Source organism: Goodfellowiella coeruleoviolacea, assembly GCF_024171785.1.
Classification (GTDB): Bacteria; Actinomycetota; Actinomycetes; order Mycobacteriales; family Pseudonocardiaceae; genus Goodfellowiella; species Goodfellowiella coeruleoviolacea.
In genome coordinates, this window is record NZ_JAMTCK010000013.1 from 106,629 (window position 1) to 128,186 (window position 21,558).

General features: G+C 73.2%; 15 protein-coding genes. 1 reads left to right on the forward strand and 14 read right to left on the reverse strand.

Annotation, left to right across the window (positions count from 1 at the left end; all coding sequences use genetic code 11):
* Positions 1-33: 33 nt before the first annotated feature.
* Entirely contained in the window at positions 34-939 is a 906-nt protein-coding gene (locus LX83_RS26025; protein ID WP_253775954.1) for a cyclase family protein, read from the forward strand.
* Positions 940-1,114: 175 nt separating this feature from the next.
* On the opposite strand, the gene LX83_RS26030 is transcribed toward LX83_RS26025, so the two are convergent.
* The 14 genes from LX83_RS26030 to LX83_RS26095 form a co-directional block, all read right to left on the reverse strand.
* The gene (locus LX83_RS26030; protein WP_253775956.1) at positions 1,115-2,848 is read right to left on the reverse strand and encodes a pyruvate dehydrogenase; all 1,734 of its coding nucleotides are present in this window, start codon (positions 2,846-2,848) and stop codon (positions 1,115-1,117) included.
* A 179-nt stretch (positions 2,849-3,027) separates the two neighbouring features.
* Positions 3,028-3,930, reverse strand: a complete 903-nt coding sequence (locus LX83_RS26035) for a sugar phosphate isomerase/epimerase family protein (protein WP_253775958.1) — start codon at positions 3,928-3,930, stop codon at positions 3,028-3,030.
* Positions 3,931-3,970: 40 nt separating this feature from the next.
* A complete protein-coding gene (locus tag LX83_RS26040; protein ID WP_253775960.1) occupies positions 3,971-4,972 on the reverse strand; it encodes a sugar phosphate isomerase/epimerase family protein in 1,002 nt (333 codons plus the stop codon).
* Positions 4,972-6,399 (reverse strand): alkaline phosphatase family protein, encoded by a 1,428-nt coding sequence (locus tag LX83_RS26045; protein WP_253776240.1) that lies wholly within the window; start codon positions 6,397-6,399, stop codon positions 4,972-4,974. The genes LX83_RS26040 and LX83_RS26045 overlap by 1 nt, the downstream gene beginning before the upstream one ends.
* A 23-nt stretch (positions 6,400-6,422) precedes the next feature.
* Positions 6,423-7,544, reverse strand: coding sequence for a metabolite traffic protein EboE (gene eboE / locus LX83_RS26050; RefSeq protein ID WP_253776242.1), 1,122 nt, complete (start codon positions 7,542-7,544; stop codon positions 6,423-6,425).
* A gap of 2 nt (positions 7,545-7,546) precedes the next feature.
* Positions 7,547-8,440 (reverse strand): TatD family hydrolase, encoded by an 894-nt coding sequence (locus LX83_RS26055; protein ID WP_253775962.1) that lies wholly within the window; start codon positions 8,438-8,440, stop codon positions 7,547-7,549.
* A gap of 45 nt (positions 8,441-8,485) precedes the next feature.
* Entirely contained in the window at positions 8,486-10,033 is a 1,548-nt protein-coding gene (locus LX83_RS26060; RefSeq protein WP_253775964.1) for an EboA domain-containing protein, read from the reverse strand.
* 445 nt (positions 10,034-10,478) lie between these two features.
* Complete coding sequence (locus tag LX83_RS26065) at positions 10,479-11,333, reverse strand: SCO3242 family prenyltransferase (protein WP_253776244.1); 855 nt, start codon at positions 11,331-11,333, stop codon at positions 10,479-10,481.
* Positions 11,334-11,341: 8 nt separating this feature from the next.
* Positions 11,342-12,487, reverse strand: coding sequence for an inositol-3-phosphate synthase (locus LX83_RS26070; RefSeq protein ID WP_253776246.1), 1,146 nt, complete (start codon positions 12,485-12,487; stop codon positions 11,342-11,344).
* A gap of 138 nt (positions 12,488-12,625) precedes the next feature.
* Positions 12,626-16,321 (reverse strand): ThuA domain-containing protein, encoded by a 3,696-nt coding sequence (locus LX83_RS26075; protein ID WP_253776248.1) that lies wholly within the window; start codon positions 16,319-16,321, stop codon positions 12,626-12,628.
* 339 nt (positions 16,322-16,660) lie between these two features.
* Positions 16,661-17,809, reverse strand: coding sequence for a Gfo/Idh/MocA family protein (locus LX83_RS26080; protein WP_253775966.1), 1,149 nt, complete (start codon positions 17,807-17,809; stop codon positions 16,661-16,663).
* 59 nt (positions 17,810-17,868) lie between these two features.
* A complete protein-coding gene (locus LX83_RS26085) occupies positions 17,869-18,936 on the reverse strand; it encodes a substrate-binding domain-containing protein (protein ID WP_253775968.1) in 1,068 nt (355 codons plus the stop codon).
* Between the two features lie 46 nt (positions 18,937-18,982).
* Positions 18,983-19,981 (reverse strand): ABC transporter permease, encoded by a 999-nt coding sequence (locus LX83_RS26090; RefSeq protein WP_253776250.1) that lies wholly within the window; start codon positions 19,979-19,981, stop codon positions 18,983-18,985.
* A gap of 56 nt (positions 19,982-20,037) precedes the next feature.
* Positions 20,038-21,540 (reverse strand): sugar ABC transporter ATP-binding protein, encoded by a 1,503-nt coding sequence (locus LX83_RS26095; RefSeq protein WP_253776252.1) that lies wholly within the window; start codon positions 21,538-21,540, stop codon positions 20,038-20,040.
* Positions 21,541-21,558 lie beyond the last annotated feature (18 nt).

Genomic DNA, 21,558 nt, shown 5'->3' on the forward strand with positions numbered 1-21,558 from the left:
AATCTGTCAGCTGAACGCCCTAGGCTCAGGGCTGTGCGAACGCGGGAAGCAGAGACCAGTGCCGGCGAGCCGATCGACCTACCGAGCAACTGGGGGCGTTGGGGAGACGATGACGAGCGGGGCACGCTCAACCTGATCACCGAGGAGGTCAGGGCCAGGGCCGCCGCCGAGGTGCGGAGTGGGCGCGCGGTGTCGTTGGCCGTACCGATCCAGCCGACCCCGTTCATCAGTGGTCCGTTCGCACCGTCCACTTCGGACGCCTCACCGGTGCAGCAGGCGATGGTGTTCACCGCGTACCCGACAACGGCGGCGGCGGACGTGCTGGTGGTCACCAACCACCACCCGTGCTCGACGCACCTCGACGCGCTGGGGCACGTGTTCGTGGGCGACCAGGTCTACCCGGGACGCCCGGTCAGCGAGAGCATGAGTCAGGCCGGCGCGCACCACGGGTCCACCACCGCGTTCGCCGCCGGTGTGCTCACCCGGGGAGTCCTGCTCGACCTCGCGCCGAACAGCCAACTGCCCGACGGCCACCCGGTCACCCCGGACGACTTCGACGCGGCCGAGGACCGGCAGGGTGTCCACCTCGAACCGGGTGACGCGCTCATCGTGCGGGGTGGGTGGCCCCCGGCGTCCGCCATCGGCCAGCAGCGGCCCGGCATGACCCTGGACGCGGTCCGGTGGATGCACCGGCGCGGCGTCTCGCTGTACGCGGGCGACATCGGCGACGCCCATCCCGAGTTGGACCCCGCGTTGCCGGCGCCCCTGCACGAGGTCGGCCTGGCGCGGATGGGCATGCCACTGATCGACGCGGCGCACGTGGACGATCTCGCCGCCGTGTGCGCGGAGCTGCGCCGCCACAGCTTCCTGTTGGCGGTGGCACCGCCGCGTGTTCACGGGTTGACCGGCGTCCCGGTCAACCCGCTCGCGATCTTCTGAGCCCGGGTCGGCCCCGTCCCCAGCCCACCCCCGCCGCGGCCCGGTGTCCGGTTGTCCAGCGCCGCGCGGCGGCAGCGGCGGGAACGATGCGAGGTGGACTCTCGGCAGCGACGGGGCTCGCGCGCGCCGCCGGGGCTGGGCGTGGCACCGGTGCCGGCGGCGGTGCGGGTGCTGGTCAGGGGCGGGGGATGTTGCGGAGGTTGGAGCGGGCCAACTCGATCATGCGGCCCACCCCGCCGCTGAGCACGATCTTGCTCGCCGCCAGGGCGAACCCCTTGACCTGGGCGGCGGTGATGCGCGGCGGCATGGACAGCGCGTTGGGGTCGGTGACCAGGTCCACCAGCGCCGGCCCGTCGAACTCCAGCGCGTCGGTCAGGGCGGCGCGCACGTCGGCGGGATCGGTGACCCGGACCGCGTGCAGGCCGGCGCCCGTGGCGATGGCGGCGAAGTTCACCGCGGCGTGGTCGGTCTGGAAGTCCGGCAGACCGGCCACCAGCATCTCCAGTTTGACCATGCCCAGCGACGAGTTGTTGAACGTGATGATCTTGACCGGCAGGTTGTGCAGCCGCACGGTCAGCAGTTCACCGAGCAGCATGCCCAGCCCGCCGTCGCCGGACATGGAGATGATCTGCCGGTCCGGGTAGGCGAACTGCGCGCCGATCGCGTGCGGCAGCGCGTTGGCCATGGTGCCGTGCAGGAACGAGCCGATCACCCGGCGCCGCCCGTTCGGGCTCAGGTAGCGCGCGGCCCACACGTTGCACATGCCGGTGTCCACTGTGAACACCGCGTCGTCGGCGGCCACGTCGTCCAGCACCGCGGCGGCGTACTCGGGGTGGATCGGGGTGTGCCGCTCGACGTCCCTGGTGTAGGCGTCGACCACGTTCTCCAGGGTGCGGGCGTGCTCGCGCAGCATCCGGTCGAGGAAGTCGCGCCTGGTCTTCTGCCGCACCAGTGGCAGCACCGCGCGCAGCGTGGCCAGCACGTCGCCGTGCACGGCCAACTCCAGCGGGGTGCGCCGGCCGAGGTGGGTGGCGTTGTGGTCGACCTGCACGGTCCGGGCCTGCGGCAGGAACGTGTCGTAGGGGAAGTCCGTGCCCAGCAGCACCAGCAGGTCGGCCTGCTGGGTGGCCTCGTAGCAGGCCCCGTAGCCGAGCAGGCCGCTCATGCCCACGTCGTAGGGGTTGTCGTACTGGATCCACTCCTTGCCGCGCAGGCTGTGGCCGATCGGTGAGTGCAGCTTGCCGGCCAGCTCCATCACCTCGGCGTGCGCGCCGCGCACCCCGGCGCCGCAGAACAGGGTGACCTTCTCGGCGCGGTTGAGCGCGTCGGCCAGCCGCCGGACCTGGTCGGGTGGTGGGGTGAGCACCCCCTGTTCCACCATGACGTTGCCGGTGCCGGTGGGCTGCTCGGCCGGCCGGGACGCCACGTCGCCGGGCATCACGATGACCGACACACCGCCCTGGCCCAGCGCGTTCTGGATGGCGATGCGCAGCACCCGGGGCATCTGCTCGGCCTGGGTGACCTGTTCGCAGTACTTGCTGCAGTCCACGAACACCCGTTCCGGGTGGGTCTCCTGGAAGAAGCCGGTGCCGATCTGGGCGGACTCGATGTGCGAGGCGAGCGCCAGCACGGGCGCGCCGGTCCGGTTGGCGTCGTAGAGCCCCTGGACGAGGTGGGTGTTGCCGGGCCCGCAGCTGCCCGCGCACACCGCCAGCCGGCCGGTCAACTGCGCCTCGGCGGCCGCGGCGAACGCGCCGGCCTCCTCGTTGCGCACGTGGACCCAGTCGATGCCCTCGGTTCGCCGCACGGCGTCCACCACGGGGTTGAGGCTGTCGCCGACCACCCCGTAGATGCGGGCCACCCCGGCCTGCCTGAGCACCTGCACGAACTGTTCGGCCACCGTGGGCATGCCAGCCCTCCTCCGCTGTCGCCGGCGCGGGTCGTCCCCGTTACCCCAGATGCTGCCCCGGGGCGGGGCCGACCGCACCAGGAGCGGCGCTGGCCAGGACTGACGCCAGGCTCGGCGGTGGGCCGCCGGTGGGGACCAGGGGTGACGCCCCGCAGCCCCCAGCGGCGGCACAACCGGGGTCAGAACCGGAGGTTGGTCAGGTACTGGTAGCCGACCCTGGCGGTGGTCAGCGGGTCGGTGGGGTTGTCGTGCTCCACGATGTACTCCCGCAGCCCGTAGCGCCACGTGCGGCGGAAGATGTCGGCGAAGTCGATGGTGCCGGTGCCCAGGTCGGCCCAGCTCCCGTCGGTCGCGCGGTCCTTGACGTGGAACTGGAGCACCCGCCCGGTGTCGCGCACCAGGTCCACCGGGTTCACACCGGCGGCCACCGCCCAGTACAGGTCGAGTTCGAAGTAGACGTTGAGCTTGCCGGTGTGCGCGCGGAGCACGTCGTAGGGACGCGTGCCGTCGAGCACGGCGAACTCGTGGTCGTGGTTGTGGTAGCCCAGGCGCAGCCCGGCGCGGCGGAACGCCTTGCCCGCCTCGTCGAGGCGGCTGGCCAGGGCCCGCCACTCGGCGATCGTCTCGTACTTGGCCCACGGCACCACCACGTACCGGTGGCCCAGGGTTTTCGCGTCCGCGATGGCCTGGTTCACGTCGACGTCCAGGCCCACGTGGCTGGACGTGGCGCGCAGCCCGAGCCGGTCCAGTGTGGACCGGACCTGCTCGGCGGAGCGGCCGTAGGTGCCGGCCAGTTCCACCTTGCGGTAGCCGATTCCGGCGACCTCGGCCAGGGTGCCCTCGAAGTCCTGCTCCAGCAGGGATCGCAGGGTGTAGAGCTGGACGCTGATCTGGTCGCGGGGGATCCGCCGCGCCGGCCGCCCACCCAGCGCCTGGCCGTCCGTGGCCTGGTCCACACCACCCGGCGCGGCCAGGGCGCTGCCGGCGAGCACGCCGCTCGCGCCCAGCAGCGCGGCCGCGCCCAGCGCGCCGCCGAGCACGCTCCTCCTGCTCACCCGACTCATCCGATCCCGACCTGGCATCGTCGCTCCTCTCCCTTGCCCGGCATGGCTGGTCTCACGCTCACTTGGTGCTGAAGGCGGCGTCGAACGCGGCCGAGGGCGGGTCGAACAGCAGGCCCCGGATGAACTGGACGGCCTCCTCGGCGCCGCGCAGCCGGTCCATGCCGGCGTCCTCCCACTCCACCGAGATCGGCCCGGTGTAGCCGATCGCGTTGAGCGCGCGGAAGCACTCCTCCCACGGCACGTCACCGTGTCCGGTGGACACGAAGTCCCAGCCGCGGCGGGGATCGGCCCAGGCGAGGTGGGAGCCGAGCCGGCCGTTGCGGCCGTCGAAGCGGCGCTTGGTGTCCTTGCAGTCCACGTGGTAGATCCGGTCGGCGAAGTCCAGGATGAACCCGACCGGGTCCAGGTCCTGCCAGATGAAGTGGGAGGGGTCCCAGTTCAGGCCGAACGCCGGCCGGTGGCCCACGGCCTGCAGGGCGCGCCTGGTCGTCCAGTAGTCGTAGGCGATCTCCGAGGGGTGCACCTCGTGCGCGAACCGCACGCCCACCTCGTCGAACACGTCCAGGATCGGGTTCCACCGGTCGGCGAAGTCGCGGTAGCCGTCGTCGATGACCTCCTGCGACACCGGCGGGAACATGGCCACGTACTTCCAGATCTTCGACCCGGTGAAGCCGATGACCGTGTCCACGCCCAGTTTCGCGGCGGCGCGCGCGGTGTCGGCCAGTTCGGCCGCCGCCCGCTGGCGCACGCCCTCGGGTTCGCCGTCACCCCACACCCGGGCCGGCAGGATGTTGCGGTGCCGGTCGTCGATGGGGTCGTCGCACACGGCCTGGCCGACCAGGTGGTTGGAGATCGCCCACACGTTCAGCCCGTGGGACTCCAGGATGGCCCGGCGGTTGGCCACGTAGTCGTCCTCGGCCAGGGCCCGGTCCACCTCGAAGTGGTCGCCGGAGCAGGCGATCTCCAAGCCGTCATAGCCCCAGCTCGCGGCCAGCCGGCACACCTCCTCGAACGGCAGGTCGGCCCACTGTCCGGTGAACAGGGTGATGGGTCGGCTCATCAGTTGTTTCCCTTTCGTGGCAATGATGGTGACGCGCTGGACCCGGGAATCCCCTGGAGGTCCAACAGGAGGTCGCGGACCTGGGTCGCGGCAACGGTTCCCCCGGCCGCGACGGGTGCCGGCACACCGGGATCGGAGCACAGCAGCACCGGGCCGGCCGAGGGGTCCTCGGGCAGCCGGCCGTGGCTGCCGCGCACCGGTGCCGGGTCCAGTGGCACGGTGTTCATGGCGTAGCGCAGGCCGAGTTTCTTGCGCGCCAGGTTGGCCGCGGCCTTGACCTTGACCAGCGGGTCGGCCGGGTCGAAGAACAGCTCGGCCGGGTCGTAGCCGGGTTTGCGGTGGATGTCCACGCCCCGCGCGAAGTCCGGGGCGCGGTCGTCGCGCAGCCAGTAGTAGTAGGTGAACCAGGCGTCCGGCTCGGCGACCGCGACCAGTTCACCGGCGCGCGGGTGGTCCAGTCCGTGCTCGGCCTGGCCGACCCGGTCCAGCACCTGGTCCACTCCGGACAGTTGGCCGAGCAGGTCGGCCACCCTGGCCTGGTCGGCCGGGTCGGCCACGTACACGTGCGCGATCTGGTGGTCGGCCACGGCGAAGGCGCGCGAGGCCCACGGGTCCAGGTACTCCATGCCGGCCTGGGTGTAGACCTCCAGCAGCCCCGCGCGGCGGAGCGCCCGGTTGATGTCGACCGGCCGGTTGGCCGGGGTGATGCCGTACTCGCTGAGCGCGACCACGGTGGCGCCGGCCCGTTCGGCCGCGGCAAGCAGGGGCGCGACCGTGGCGTCGACCGCGCGGGCGGCGGCCACCGCCTGTGGACCGTCCGGCCCGAACCGCTGCAGGTCGTAGTCCAGGTGCGGCAGGTAGGCCAGCAGCAGGTCCGGGTGGTGGCGCTCCAGCACGTGCTGGCTGGCCCGCACGATCCACCGGGTGGAGGTGATGTCCGCGGTCGGCCCCCAGTACTGGAACAGCGGGAACGGCCCGAACCGCGCGGTCAGCTCGTCGTGCAGGCTGGGCGGGCGGGTGTAGCAGTCCGGTGACTTGCGCCCGTCGGCGTGGTAGACCGGTCGGGGCGTGACGGTGAGGTTGGTGCTCGCGCCCATCGCGTACCACCAGCAGATGTTGGCGACGGTGTAGTCGGGGTGGGTGCGCCGGGCCACGTCCCAGAGCTTGTCGCCGCCGACCAGCTTGTTGTGCTGGCGCCACAGGAACACCTCGCCGAGTTCCCGGAAGTACCAGCCGTTGCCGACGACACCGTGCTGGGCCGGTGGCACCCCGGTCAGCAGGGTGGCCTGGGCGCTGCAGGTGACGGCGGGCAGCACCGTGCCGAGCGGGGCCTGCCAGCCGCGGCTGGCCAGGCCGGCCAGGTTCGGCATGTGCGCCAGCAGCGCCGGGGTCATGCCGACCACGTTGAGCACCACCAGTGGGCGCACGGAGTCCTTGGCTGGGCGGGGGGTCACGGGCGCGCTCCTTGTGCCACCAGGTGGGTTTCGGCCCAGCGCAGTTCGGCGGCGATGCCGGCGACCAGGTCGGTGCCGCCCTCGGGGCTGCTGGGCAGGACCGGCCAGGTGTAGGTCTCCACCTCCACGTGCGGCGGCTGGTCCGATGTGGACAGTGCGGCGGCGGTGGCCGAGGTGAGCACGTCGGTGGTGGCGCTCAGCGGCGCCGGTGGCGCGGCGTGCAGCGGCACGTGGAAGTGCACCCGCCAGGGGCCGGCCGCCGGCAGCGCGGCCAGTGCCTCGGGCAGGTCGTCGGCGGCCAGCACGCCGCCGTCCTCGGCCCGTTCCCGCACCTGGTGCAGGTAGCGGGGTTCGGCGAAGCCGGCCAGTGCGGCGCGGACGGGCTGGCTGGCCGGTTCGGCCACGTGCAGCGCGGCCGAGGCCTGCACCTTGACCACGTCCAGGCCGGCGGCCCGGATCCGCGCGACGGTCTGCTCCGGGTCGGCGAAGGACACCGCCAGGTGGCAGGTGTCCAGGCACAGGCCGACGTGCGCCGGATCGACCCGGCCGGCCAGCCAGCCCACCGCGTCGGCCACCGTGTCCAGCACGCAGCCGGGTTCCGGCTCCACCGCGAGCCGGATCGGCCGACCGTGCCGGGCGGACACCTCGCGCAGGGTCTGGGTCAGCTCGTCCAGGGCCAGTCGGGCGATCGTGTCGTCGGAGGGCGACCACGGCTCGCGCCAGCCCAGCGGCAGGGTGGAGATGCTGCCGAAGCCGGCGTCCTCGGCCAGCAGGTCCGCCAGCACCACCGCGCAGTTGGCGGTGTAGCGCAGCCGCCTCGGATCGGTCCACCTCGGCCGGTACACCCGGTGCTTGACGACCTGGTCGTGGAAACCGCCGTAGGGGAAGGCGTTCAGGGTGACCACGGCCAGGCCCCTGGCGGACAGCTCCGCGCGCAACCGGGTGCGGGCGGCGCGGTCGTGCGCCAGTGCCTCGGCCACGGGCGCGGCCAGCCACAGCCCCACGCCCAGCCGGTCGGCGCCCAGTTCGGCCCGCACCGGCCCGGCGTACCGGTCGAGCTGGTCGAGGATGCCGTCGAGGTCCTCGGCCGGGTGCACGTTCGTGCAGTAGGACAGCACCGTCACCGCTCCTCCCCCGGGGTCACCGCGTGGTCCGGTCGGCCGCCGCGCAACACCGAGTTGCCGGCGAAGGTGTCCGTGCTCGCGGTGAACCCGGGCAGCGGGTCCAGCACCAGCCGGCCGCTCTGACCGTAGAACGCCACCGGGTTGTCCCACAGCACCTTGTCCACATCGGACTCGGAGAACCCGGCCGCCAGCATGGCCAGCCCGGTGCGGTGCGTCTTCAACGGGTCCGACCGGCCCCAGTCGGCCGCCGAGTTGACCAGCACGCGGTCCGTGCCGTATTCGCGGAGCAGGGCGACCATCCGGTGCTCGTCCATCTTGGTGTCCGGGTAGATGGAGAAACCCATCCAGCAGCCCGAGTCGGCCACCTCGCCCACGGTGACCTCGTTGAGGTGGTCCACGACCACGCGCTCGGGCGCGATGCCCGACTCCCGCACCACGGCGAGCGTGCGCCTGGTGCCGGCCAGCTTGTCCCGGTGCGGGGTGTGCACCAGCACGGGGAGTTCGTGCGCCAGCGCCAGTTCCAGCTGCCGGGCGAACGCGGTGTCCTCGGCGTCGGTCATCGAGTCGTAGCCGACCTCACCCACCGCGACCACCCCGTCCTTGGCCAGGTAGCGGGGCAGCACGTCGAGCACGTCCACGCAGCGCGGGTCGTTGGCCTCCTTGGGGTTCAGCGCGATCGTGCAGTGGTGCCGGATGCCGAACTGGGCGGCGCGGAAGCGCTCCCACCCGATCAGCGCGTCGAAGTAGTCGGTGAACGAGCCGACGTTCGTGCGGGGCTGTCCGAGCCAGAACGCCGGCTCGACCAGCGCCCGCACCCCCACGTCGAACATGGCCTGGTAGTCGTCGGTGGTCCGGGAGGTCATGTGGATGTGCGGATCGAAGATGCGCATGTGGACTCCGGTGGGTGCGGGTGGCTGGTGCGGAACGGACTCCCCTCAGGTCGACCCCAACAGGCGCAGCGCGTCGGCGGGCACGTCCCGGCCGGCTGCCCGCCGCTCGGCGGCGTAGTCGTCGACCATGCGCCGCAGTTCGGCGTCACCGCGTCGGTCCAGCCGCGCCACCGCCGCCAGTGGCACCCCGACGAACAGGCACTTGAGCACGCCGTGCCGCCACGAGTGCTGGTCGAGGTGGCCGGCGCAGAACTCCCCCATGGCCGCGGCGACCAGCCGGATGTCGTTGCTGCGCAACGCGTCCAGCACCAGCGTCAGGCCGGCCTCGACCAGCGCGGGCCGTTCCGGCAGCGCGGACAGGCCGCGCAGCACCCCGCGCCGCTCGGCGTCGTCGCCGTACCGGTACAGCTCGGTCACCTCGGTCGCGGCCGCGTCGTCGGGCAGTGCGGTGGCCAGCACCGTGAGCAGGCGCACGCGGGCCAGGTCGTCGACGGTGCCGTGGACCAGTCCGTGCGGGTCGCTGTCCGGCCGCAGGGCCGCGCGCCCCACCTCGCGGCCGACAGCGGGGAACAGCACCCGGATCGCCTCGGGTTCGGCGCGCACCCGCTGTTCGGCCGCGACCAGCCAGGGGTGGTCGACCTCGTCCGGCGACGGCGGCCGGACGGGGCGGGGGCCGGCGTCGCGGTCGGGCGGGGCGGTCGCGGTGGCCGGCGCGGGGTTGTTCGTCGGTCGGACCGGGTTCTCCGCCGCCGCTGGCGCGGCTGGCATGGCGTGCCGCAGCGCGTGGATGGCCCGTTCGGCCACCACCGGTGCGGCGTGGCTGTGCCGGGGCAGTTCCACGGCGGCCAGTCCGGTGTAGCCGACCTCGGCCAGCGCCGCCAGGGTGGCGGGCAGGTCGAGCTGGCCCTGGCCGAACTCCAGGTGCTCGTGCACGCCGGGACGCATGTCGTCGAGCTGCACGTTGCGCAGCACCGCGCCGGCCAGCCGCACGCACTCGGCCGCGTCAACCGGTTCCACCGCCACGCAGTGGCCCACGTCCAGGGTGATGCCGAGCAGGTCGGGCGCGCCGAGTTCGTCGCGCAGCCGCAGCGCCTGGGCGAGGTGCTGGACGAGCATGCCGGGTTCGGGTTCCAGGGCCAGCGGCACGTCCCACCGGCCCGCCTCGTCCAGCAGGCCGGCCACGCCGTCCCGCAGCCGCCGCCACGCGGTAGCGTCGTCCACAGTGGACGGTGTGCTGCCCGACCAGAACGAGACGCACTCGGCGCCGAGGTCGTGGGCGATGCGCAGGGCGCGGCGCAGCAGGTCCACCCGGGCGGTGGGATCGTCGCTGAGCAGGGTCGGCTGGTGCTTGTGCCGGGCGTCGAGCAGGTAGCGCGCGCCCGTCTCGACCACCACCCGCAGGCCCGCCCTGGACAGCAGCCGGGAAACCCGGTTCACCTGGCTGGTCAGGTCGGCGGCGAACGGGTCGAGGTGGGCGTGGTCCAGGGTCAGGGCCACGCCGTCGTAGCCGAGGTCGGCGAGCACGGCCACCGCGTCGGCCAGCCGGTGGTTGGCGAATCCGTTGGTGCCGTAACCCAGGGCGATCGCGCTCATCCCGTTGTCACCGCCTCGGTGTCCGTGTTGGGTGTGGCTGCCGCCGCTGCCTCGGGTGGGTGCGGCGATCGCCGGGGCGGCCGCGGCCGGCGGGTCGAGGTGACCGGCCGGTGGGGCGCCTCGGCCGGTCGGTGCCGGTGGGGCGGTGTGGTCGCGGGTGGCCGGCTAGCACAGCATCGCGGTCGATCGCGGCAGATCACCCGATCGGGCGTGGAGTTGTCCACAGGTACCCGGGTTGTCCACAGGCAGCGGCTGTGCGGCCCGGTTGCGGGGGGTGCGTCGGTAGGCTGGAGCGGGGCTCGCCCCCCGGGAGGGTGGGGGGCTGCGCTGGGGTCGGTGACCAGCACCACCAGCCGCGCCGCGGGGCGCGCGAGCGCCCGGTCAGCACACCGCACCCGGTCTCGCCCGGTTCGGGGACGCCCCCGGTGGGACGCTGTCAGCGGGTTCACGTCGGGCTCACCTTCCTGCTGAGTCGACGGGCCAGGGGCAGCGCGGTGACCACGGCCAGCGCGCCGGTGATCGAGCCGCGTCGGGCGGCCAGGGCGGCCTGCAGCGGGACCATGCCGTGGATGCCGGCGCCGGTCGCGGCGCGCGCGGTCGGGCCGTCCGGTCGGCGCGCCGCGTCCAGCTGTGCCCGGCCCACCGTGGCCGCGTACACCGCCGCGCCCGCGGCCGCCGCCGCCCGGTGCCACCGGGAGCGCGCCACCCCGGTCACCGCGGCCAGCGTGGCCGCGGCGGTGCCGGTGAGCGCGCCCAGCGCCGTGCTCGGTCTGGCGCCGTGCACCTCGCCGCGGGACAGCGCGGTCACGCCCAGGGTGTGCCCGGCGATGACCGCGGCCGGGGCCAGTGCCCGGGGGCCGGCCCGCAGACCCGCGCCCAGCAGCACGTCCAGCGCCCGGCAGGTGGCCATGCCGACCGGGCCGGCCGCGCTCGGCTTGAGCAGCGTGTCGTAGGCCCACACCGCGCCGGCCAGCGGCACGGCCACGCCCAGGGCGTCCCGGCCGCCACCCACCGCGGCCAGGCCCAGCCCGGTCGCGGTCAGCGCGACGGCCACGGCCAGCGCGCCGTTCGCCGAGATCCGGCCGGACGGGATGGGCCGCTCGGGCCGCTCCACCGCGTCCACGGCCCGGTCGGCCCAGTCGTTGAGGGCCATGCCCGACCAGTACAGGGCCACCGACGCCAGCGGCAGGGCCAGGCGCCGGCCGCGCAGCGGTCGACCCGCCGCGGCCGCGCCCGCCACGGTGTCGCCGAGCACGGTCAGCGCGGCCGGGGCCCGCACCAGTTGCGCCAGCGCCCGCACGGTCCCGCTCACCGCCGCCCGCCCAGCTCGCACGCCCACGCCGCCAGGGCGCGGACCTGCTCGGCGAAGCGGTGCTCGGTGCTGCCCAGCGGGTCCTTGAAGAAGAACGCCAGCGCGCCGAGCGGGCCGCGCTGCCCGGCCGCGTGCGCCGCGGCCACCAGCCGGGCCAGGTCCAGCACCAGCGGGGCGGCCAGCGCCGAGTCGTAGCCGGTCCAGGTCAGCTGCAGGCTCATCCGCGCGCCCAGGAACCCCTCGAACGACACGTGGTCCCAGGCGGTCTTCACCTCGCCGAGGTCGGGCACGTTGTCGATGTGCAGTGGCGCGCGCACGTCCGAGCCGAGCAGCGCGGCCAGCCCGCGCGCCTTGGACTCCAGCTTGCTGCTGGCGTGGCCCGGATCGGCGAGGGTGGCGCCGTCACCGCCGCCGAGCAGGTTGGTGCCGGCCCAGGAGCGCACCCGCAGCGCGCGCTCGGCGAACATCGGGGCGAGCACGCTGCGCAGCAGGGTCTCGCCGGTCTTGCCGTCGGAGCCGGCGTAGGGCAGGCCGACCTGCTCGGCCAGGCTGGCCAGGGCGGGCAGGGCGATGCCGGTGGACGGGGTGAAGTTGACGTAGGGGCAGCCGGCCCGCAGTGCCGCGTAGGCGGCCACCGCACTGGCCGGCAGCACGGTCCTGGCCGGGTCGGCCAAGGCCGCCTCCAGCGCGGCCAGGTCGGCGTGTTCGGGCAGCCGGGGCAGGGGCGGTTCGGTGGAGGCCACGTTGACCACGACCACGCGGCGCAGCCCGTGGCGGGCGCGGAACTCGGTGATGTCGGCGGCGAGCCGGTCGGCGGCGGCGCGCTGCGCGCCGGCGTGGCTGGCCGGGTGGTAGCCGGGCCGCAGCTGCGCCTCCACCTCGGCCAGGCCGTCGCTGACCGCGCCGAGCAGCGCGGGCGGGAGCACGCCGGCGCCGGCCAGCTGTTCGGCGCGCTTGGCCGGTGGGGTGTCCACGATGTCGTGGCCGCCGATCACCAGCTGGTCCCAGGCGGGCAGGTCGATGTCGGTCAGTGGCGGCCGCTCGGTGACGCAGCCGATCGGGTCGACCAGCCCGGCGCGCAGCGCGAGCAGGCCGACCACGGCCGTGGTCGCCACCGATCCCCTGGCTCCGACCAGCCACAGGCCGGTGGGCGCCGCCGCCGATTCTGTCGCGTGTGGACGGTCTGGCTGCTGATGTGCCGCCACGTTCTCCTCCTCGCCGGTGCTGCCCTCGGGGTGGGCGCCGCCCGCGTGTGGCGGCGCCCACCCCTCGCGCGTTGACTACTGCTGGGGCAACTCCTTGATCCGGATGTTGCGGAACGAGACGTCGTCGTCGTCACCGTGGTTCTGGATGCCGACGAAACCCTGGGTCAGGTCCCGGTTGGGGTCGGTGTTGGTGAAGTCGTTGATGAGGGTGTCGTTGAGGTAGACCTTGATGTTCTGGCCGGACACCACGATCTCGTAGGTGTTCCACTCCCCCGGCGGGCGCAGCGCCGCGTCCCTGGCCGCCTGGTCGGCGCCCTGGAACCCGTAGATGGAACCGGTGGTGCGGTCGGCGGCGTCGGTGGCGTCGATCTGGATCTCGTAGCCCTGGTTGACCGCGACCCACGGGTCGTCACCGGGTTCCGGGAATCCCACGAACACCCCGGAGTTGTCGTCGCCGGCCAGCCGCCAGTCCAGTTTCAGGCTGTAGGCGTGGAACTCCTGGGTGGTGCGGAACAACCCCATGCCGCCGACCGAGCGGATCTCGCAGTCGGTGGTGAGGTCGAAGCGCCCCGGCCCGGACTGGCGCCAGGCGTCCAGGCTCGCTGCGGTGCCGTCGAACAGGGCCTGGTAACCGGTTTCCGGCTGTGCCGGCCGGCATTCGGCCGGACTGGCCACGCCGCTGCCGCTGACCGTGATCGCGTCCACGTCGAACAGGCTGGTGCCGGTGCCGGTGAACACGAAGTACAGCGGGCCGCTGCCACCCGGGTCGGTGACCGGAGTGGCCGGCAGGTCCACGTAGTTGGCCCAGCCGCCGGTGTTGGGCACGGTCACGGTCTGCACCAGCGGGCCGTCCACCGCTCCCGCGTGCACCTCGATGGCACCGCCGGGGCCGGCCGAGGACACCCGGTAGCCGATGCCGTCCACCCCGGACAGGTTGGCCGGGTCAACGGTGATCCAGTCGCCGGGGTCGATGTTGCCCGCCTTCTTGCCGCCGTGCGCGCCGGCCTCGCTGATCACGTCCACGCCCTGGGCCTTGGCGAAGAACTCGGCCTGCTTCTCCTTGGGCTGCAGGATGTTCTGGGCCGAGCCGGTCAGTGCCGGCGCGCCCTCGGCGCCGCCGTCGGTGTAGCTGGCGTTGATGACCGCGAAGATGTTGGCGTCCAGCCCGTGGCCCTCGTCGGCGGGCGTGTCGATCACGCCCTGGCAGCCGGTGGCCCGACTGAGCGGGTGGCCGTGGTTGTCGTGGCCGAGGATGTACTCCACCACCACCTTGGCGCAGTCGATCTGGCCGTCCTCGGGGTCGGTGACGGTCACCGTGAACGGCACCTTGTCGCCGAACCCGAAGAAGCCGCCGGCCGGCGGGGTGTCCAGGCGCACGGTGGGCGCGGTGTTGCCCACCACCACCTTGACGCTGGCCACGCCGGTCAGGCCGTCCGCGTCGGTCACCGACAGCCGCGCGGTGTACTCGCCGACCTGTTCGTAGGTGAAGCTGACCGGGCCGGCCTCGGTGGAGTCGGTGGTGCCGTCGCCGGTGAAGTCCCAGGCGTAGCGCAGGTCCCCGGTGTCGGTGTCCGGGTCGCTGGTGCCACTCGGGTCGAACCGCACGGTCAGCGGCGCCGGCCCGGAGGTGCGGTCGGCGGAGACCACCGCGCTGGGGGTGCGGTTGCCGCCGGTGTAGTCGATGCGGTACAGCGCCGAGTCGGCCGCGCCACCGAAGTAGCCGCTGCCGTAGTCCAGCACGTACAGCGATCCCTCCGGCCCGAACTCGATGTTCATCGGCCTGGTCAGCTTCATCGAGTCGAAGAACGGCTGGATCTTCTCGACCGCGCCGTCCTGGCCGACGCTGATCTCCTTGATCCACCCCCGGTCCCACTCGTAGGCGAAGTTCTTGCCGTCGAAGTACTTCGGGAACTTGGTGGGCGAGTTGAGGTTCGGGTCGAACCGGTAGACCGGGCCGCCCATCGGGGACTCACCGCCGGTGCCGAACTCCGGCACGGACCCGCCGTCGTAGGGGATCCAGGCCGGCTGCACCGGCGGCAGGTCGGTCAGGCCGGTGTTGTTCGGGCTGGTGTTCTTGGGCGCGGCGCAGTCGAAGGCCGCACCCGAGGTGCCGGTGGCGAAGTCGTGGTCGTGGTAGGGCTGGTTGTCGCCGACGCAGTACGGCCAGCCGTAGTTGCCCGGGCCTTTGACCAGGTTGAACTCCACGGTGCCCGCCGGGCCGCGGTCCGGGTTGGCCGAGCCAGCGTCCGGTCCGTAGTCACCCAGGTAGATCCAGCCGGTCTGCTTGTCCACGGCGAACCGGAACGGGTTGCGGAACCCCATCGCGTAGATCTCCGGCCGGGTCTTGTCCGTGCCGGGCGGGAACAGGTTGCCCTCGGGGATGGAGTAGCCGCCGTCCTCGTTCACCTTGATCCGCAGCAGTTTGCCGCGCAGGTCGTTGGTGTTGGCCGAGGTGCGCTGCGCGTCGTAGGCGGGGTTGCGGGTGGGCCGCTCGTCGATCGGGGTGTAGCCGTCCGAGGCGAACGGATTGCTGTCGTCCCCTGTGGACAGCAGCAGGTTGCCCTGGGCGTCGAAGTCGATCTCCCCGCCCACGTGGCAGCAGATGCCCCGGGTCGCCGGGATCTCCAGGATGGTCTGCTCGCTGGCCAGGTCCAGCGTGCCGGTGTCGGTGAAGCGGAACCGGGACAGCCGGTTGACGCCGTCGAACGGCGCGAAGTCGGCGGCGGTGCCGTCGTTGGGCGCGTCCCCGGCCGGGGTGGACAGCGGTGGCGCGTAGAACAGGTAGACCCAGCGGTTGGTGGCGAAGTCGGGGTCGACGGCGATGCCCTGCAGGCCGTCCTCGTCGTGGTTGTACACCGGGATCTGCGCGGCCAGCGTGGTGGTGGCGTCCGGTGTGGTCAGCCAGACCCGGCCGTCCCGGGAGGTGTGCAGCACCCGCCGGTCGGGCAGCACGCTCAGCGCGATCGGCTCACCGGTGCGTTCCGCGCCCTGCGCCAGGGTGATCTGGTCGAAGTCGGTGTCGACCGGGGGCGTGGTGTCGGGGGTGGGGGTGCAGTCGGCCTCGACCAGTCCGGCGGCGTAGCGGATGCCGCCGAGCAGGTGGGCCAGGAACTGCGGATCGCTGAAGGATTCCCTGGTGTGGCCGCCGCCGGTGTACCAGGAGCGGCCCCCGGAGACCTGCTGGCACCAGGAGATGGGGTGGTCGCCCATGGCGCCGTCGCCCGGCTGGTAGCTGGACTCGTCGAGGCTGGCCAGCACGTGCACGGCCGAGCGCGGGTTCTCCCGGTAGTTGTACCACTCGTCGGTGCGGGTCCACCGGTCCGGCAGGGTGGCGGTGGACGGGTGGTCGTGGTCCTCCACGTCCACCGTGGCCTGTTGCACCGCGGGGTGCGACTTGAAGTAGGCGCCGACCAGCTTGCCGTACCAGGGCCAGTCGTACTCGGTGTCGGAGGCGGCGTGCACGCCGGCGTAGCCGCCGCCGGCCGCGATGTAGCGCTCGAACGCGGCCTGCTGCCTGGCGTTGAGCACGTCGCCGGTGGTGGACAGCCACACCACGGCGTCGTACTTGGCCAGGTTGGTGTCGGTGAACTGCCGGGTGTCCTCGGTCGCGGTGACCTTGAAACCGTTGTCCCGGCCCAGCCGTTGGATGGCGGCGATGCCCGCCGGGATGGAGTCGTGCCGGTATCCGGCGGTCTTGCTGAAGACCAGCACGCTGGCCTTGCGCTGGCCCGGCCCGTGGTCGTCGGTGTCGGCGCTGGCCGGGACGGCCATGCCGAGGGCCGTGCCCAGTCCGGTCAGCAGCGCCACGGCCGCCGTGCCCACCCGGGATCGGCGGGGGCGCCCGCCTCCTGCCCGGTCCTGTCCGCTCGTCTGTGTTCCGCTTCGCACTGGTAGCTTTCTCCTCGCTCTTACCGGTCTGCGCGCCGATCGGTCGACCGCGGTTCGGCGGCAGGTGGTTGGGGACCCACCGGGATAGAGGTCGATCTCCTTTCCGTTGGGGGTAGCGCTGCTCGGCTCGGCGGCCACCGAACCGGGCAGCGCCACCAGTGGTGGCCTCGGGTCGCCGGGCTCAACCGTCCACTGTGGTTGGTCGTCCCGGCGGGCCGGCGCTCAGCCGGCGTCGGTGGACTGCCAGTTCCCGCCGGATTCGGCGCTGGTCTGCACCGCGTGCAGCACCCGCTGCACGCGCAGCCCCTCGGCGAAGCCGGGGTGCGGGTCGGTGCCGGTGCCGATGGCGGTCAGGAAGTCGGCGGCCTCGTGGGTGAAGGTGTGCTCGTAGCCGAGCAGGTGCCCCGGCGGCCACCACGCGCCCAGGTACGGGTGCTGCGGCTCGGTGACCAGGATGCGGCGGAACCCGGCGTCGGCGCCGTCGGCGTGGTCGTAGAAGGACAGCTCGTTCATGGACTCGAAGTCGAACGCGAGGCTGCCGGCCGAGCCGTTGACCTCAAGGCGCATCGCGTTCTTGCGCCCCAACGCGTAGCGGGTCGCCTCGAAGCTGCCCACCGCGCCGCCGGAGAAGCGCGCCAGGAACAGCGCGCAGTCGTCCACGGTGACCTCGTCGGTCTGGTCGCTGCCGGCCAGGGGCCGCTGCCGGACGAAGGTCTCGGTCAGCGCGGACACCCCGGTCACCGTCTGGCCGGTGACGAACTGGGCCGCGTCCACGATGTGCGCGCCCAGGTCGCCCAGCGCGCCGGAGCCGGCCGACTCGCGGCGCAGCCGCCAGGTCATCGGCGCGGCCGGGTCGGACAGCCAGTCCTGCAGGTAGACCGCGCGCACGTGGCGGATGTCGCCGAGCCGGCCCTGCTCGACCAGCTGGCGGGCCAGGGCCAGCGCGGGCACCCGGCGGTAGTTGAACGCGACCATCGCGCGCACCCCGTGCCGGGCGGCCCGCTGCGCGGCCTCGACCATGGCCTCGGCCTCGGCCACCGTGTTGGCCAGTGGTTTCTCACACAGCACGTGCTTGCCCGCGGCCAGGGCGGCGATGGCGATCTCGGCGTGGCTGTCGCCCGGCGTGCACACGTCCACCAGCCCCACGTCGTCGCGCTCCACCAGGCGACGCCAGTCCGTTTCGGTGGCGGCCCAGCCGAGCCGGTCCGCCGCCGCCTTGGTCCGGTCCGGGTCGCGCCCGCCCAGCACGGCCAGCCGGGGCACCAGGGGCACGTCGAAGAAGCGGTGCACGTTGCGCCAGGCCTGGGAGTGCACCGCGCCCATGAACGCGTGCCCCACCATGCCCACGCCGATACCGTCGCCGCCTGCCATGCGTTTCTCCTCGTCTTGTTCCCGCTTGTGGATCGCGCGCACCCGGGGGGGGGTGCGGGTCAGGAGTCGAACCCGACGTCCAGGTACTGCGCCACGTTCTCCTTGGTGACCACGGCCGAGTAGGTGGTGATGCTGGCCGGGATCTCGTGCTCGGCCAGGTCGCCCAGGCCCTTGGCCTGGCCCAGCAGCCGGGCCAGCGCCACGGCGGAGGCGGCCATCGACGGGTTGTAGAGCACGGTCGCCTTGACCGGGCCGCTGTCCGCCTGGATCAGGTTCATCATGTTGCGCGAACCCGCGCCGCCGACCATGAAGAACTCCTTGCGGCCGGCGCTCTCGATCGCGGCGAGCACGCCGATGCCCTGGTCGTCGTCGTGGTTCCACAGCGCGTCCAGCTTGCTGGCCGACTGCAGCAGGTTGGCGGTCTGCTGCTCCCCGCTCTCCGGGGTGAACTGGGCGGACACCCGGGGTCCCACCGAGAACCCGTGCCGGGCCAGCGCGTCGCGGAAGCCGGAGCTGCGCTCCTGGGTCAGCGGCAGCGCGTCGATGCCGGCCACCTCGCCGATCACCGGGTTGCTCACGCCGCGCCGCTTGAGTTCGGCGGCCACGAAGTTGCCCGCGTTGACGCCCATCCGGTAGTTGTCGCCGCCGATCCACACCCGGTAGGCCAGCGGCGTGTCGAACACGCGGTCCACGTTGACCACGGGGATGCCCGCGTCGGTGGCCTGCTGGCCGACCTGGGTGAGCGCCTTGCCGTCGAAGGGCAGCACCACCAGCGCGTCCACCTTGGCGTTGATCAGCGTCTCCACCTGGGCGATCTGCTGGTTGACGTCGTTGCTGCCCTCGGTGGCGTTGAGGGTCACGTCGCTGAACCGCTCGGCCTGCGCCCGCGCGTTCTTGGTCATCGCCGCCATCCAGCCGTGGTCGGCGGCGGGCGCGGAGAAGCCGATGGTGACCTGCTTGCCCGGCGCGGCGTTGTCCCCCTGCCCGCTGGCCAGCGCCTGCTGGGTGGGCTCGGTGCGGGCGTTGGAGGTGCAGCTGGCCAGCAGGGCGCCGGCGCCGACCGCGCCACCGGCCAGCAGGAAGCCGCGGCGGGCCAGGAACGACCCCGGTGATGGCTGTGCGGACATGTGCTCTCCCAGTACGAACAGGACTGTCCCCAGTGGACAGAGGATGTCAGGTGGTGGCCGCGGCGCGCCGGCCGCGCAGGGTGCGGTGCTGCAACAGCACCGCGACGACGATGACCAGGCCCTTGGCGATGTTCTGGATGTCGGTGTCCAGGTTGTTGAGCGTGAACACGTTGCCCAGCACGGTGAAGATCAGCACCCCGACCAGGGTGCCCAGCAGGGTGCCCCGGCCGCCGGCCAGGGCGGTGCCGCCGATGACCACCGCGGCGATCGCGTCCAGCTCGTAGGACAGGCCGTTGGTGGAGGCACCCGAGTTGGTCCTGGCCACCACCATGATCGCGGCGATGCCGCAGCACAGCCCGCACAGCGCGTAGACCAGGGCGATGTGCCGGCGCACGTTGATGCCGGCCAGCCGGGCGGCCTCGGCGTTGCCGCCGACGGCCAGCGTGCGCCGGCCGAACGTGGTGCGGTTGAGCAGCACCCAGCCCACCGCGAACACCAGGGCGAACAGCCACACCAGCACGGGCACGCCGAGCAGCGAGCCGCGGAAGAACGCGCCGAACTCGGGCGACTCGACCACCTGGGTGCGCCGGCCGCTGATCCGCTCGGCCAGGCCGCGCGCGGAGGCCAGCATGGCCAGGGTGGTGATGAACGGGACCACCCGGCCGTAGCTGATCAGCACCCCGTTGACCAGGCCGGCGCCCAGGCCGACCAGCAGCGCGCACAGCACCATCACGACCGGGCCGTAGGACTGGGTGGCCACCGTGGTCATCCACACGCTGGCCAGCGCCACCACCGACCCGACCGACAGGTCGATGCCGGCGGTCAGGACCACGAACGTCATGCCGACGCTGACCACGCCGATGGCCGCGGCCAGCCGCAGGATCGTGGAGATGTTGCCCTCGGTCAGGAAGGCGTCCGGGCGGGTGGCGTAGCCGACCGCGCACAGCAGCACCAGCACGCCGAGCAGGCCCAGCAGCCGCACGTCCCAGGCGCGGCGGGCGCCGCCCGCGCGCGGGGTGGCCGGGCCGGGCGCATCCGCCGGCACGGCGGGGTCGGTGGCCGGTGCGTCCTGGCCAAGAACCGGCGCCGGGGGTTTCTCGGTCACGCCGCACTTCCTTCCATCACCATGTCGAGCACGTCGGCCTCGGTCAGCTCCGCCGCCGGCGCCTGGTGCACCACGCGTCCCTCGCGCAGCACCAGCACCCGGTCGGCCAGGCCGAGCACCTCGGGAACCTCACTGGACACCACCACCAGGGCCACGCCGGCGGCGGCGAGTTCGTGGACCACCCGGTACAGCTCGGCGCGGGCGCCCACGTCCACGCCCCGGGTGGGTTCGTCGAGCAGCAGCACCCGGCAGCCGCGCACCAGCCACCGGGCCACCACGGCCTTCTGCTGGTTGCCGCCGGAGAGCGTGCGCACCGCCCGTGCCGGGTCGGCCGGGCGCAGGTCCAGTTCGGTCAGCCGGTCCAGCGCGTCGCGGGTCTCCCGGTCGCGGTCGGTGAACCCGAACCGGCTGTAGGCGGGCAGGCTGGCCAGGGTCACGTTGTGCGCCACGGACATCTCCAGCAGCAGCGCCTGGCTCTTGCGCTCCTCCGGGCACAGCCCGATGCCGGCGGCCACGGCCGAGGGCACGCTGCCGGCGCGCAGCGGCACGCCGTCCACCAGCACCCGCCCGGCATCCGGCCGGCGCGCGCCGAACACGGTCTCCAGCAGTTCGCTGCGGCCGGCGCCGACCAGCCCGGCGATGCCGAGGATCTCGCCGGCCCGCACGGTGAAGCTGACGTCGGTGAACTCGCCGGCCCGGCTGAGGTGTTCGACGGTGAGCAGCGCGGGCTGCCCGGTCGCGGCCGGTTCCGGTGCGGGCGCGGCGGCGCGCTCGGGGAACACCGCGTCCAGGCGCCGGCCGGACATCAGCGCGACCAGGTCCGCGGTGGGCGTGGTGCGCGCGTCCAGGTCGCGCGCCACGGTCCGGCCGTCCTTGAGCACGCTGACCCGGTGGCCGATGCGGCGGATCTCCTCCATCCGGTGGGAGATGTAGACCACGGCGACCCCGGCCGAGGTCAGCTCGCCGACGATGCGGAACAGGTTGTCCACCTCGTCGGCGGCCAGCGCCGCGGTGGGCTCGTCCATGATGAGCAGCCGGGCGTTGTGCGCCAGCGCCCTGGCCATGGACACCAGTTGCTGGCCGGCCGCGGACAGCTCGCCCACCGTCTGGTCGGGGTGGATCTCCGGGTGGCCCAGCCGGGCCAGCAGCGCGGCGGCCTCGGCGCGGGCGGCGCGCCGCCGGGTGAAGCCGTAGCGGGCGCGCTCGTGGCCGAGGAACACGTTGTCGGTGACGGACAGCCCGGGTACCAGGTCCAGTTCCTGGTACATGGTGGCCACGCCCAGGCGCAGCGCGGCCACCGGCGAGGACAGCACCACCGGCTCGCCGCGCCAGCGGATCTGCCCTGAGTCGGGCTGGTGCGCCCCGGCCAGCACCTTGATCAGGGTGGACTTGCCCGCGCCGTTCTGGCCGAGCAGGCAGTGCACCTCGCCGGCGCGCACCTCCAGGTTGACCCCGCCCAGGGCGCGCACCCCGGGGAAGGTCTTCACGATGTCGGTCATGGTGAGCAGCACCTCACC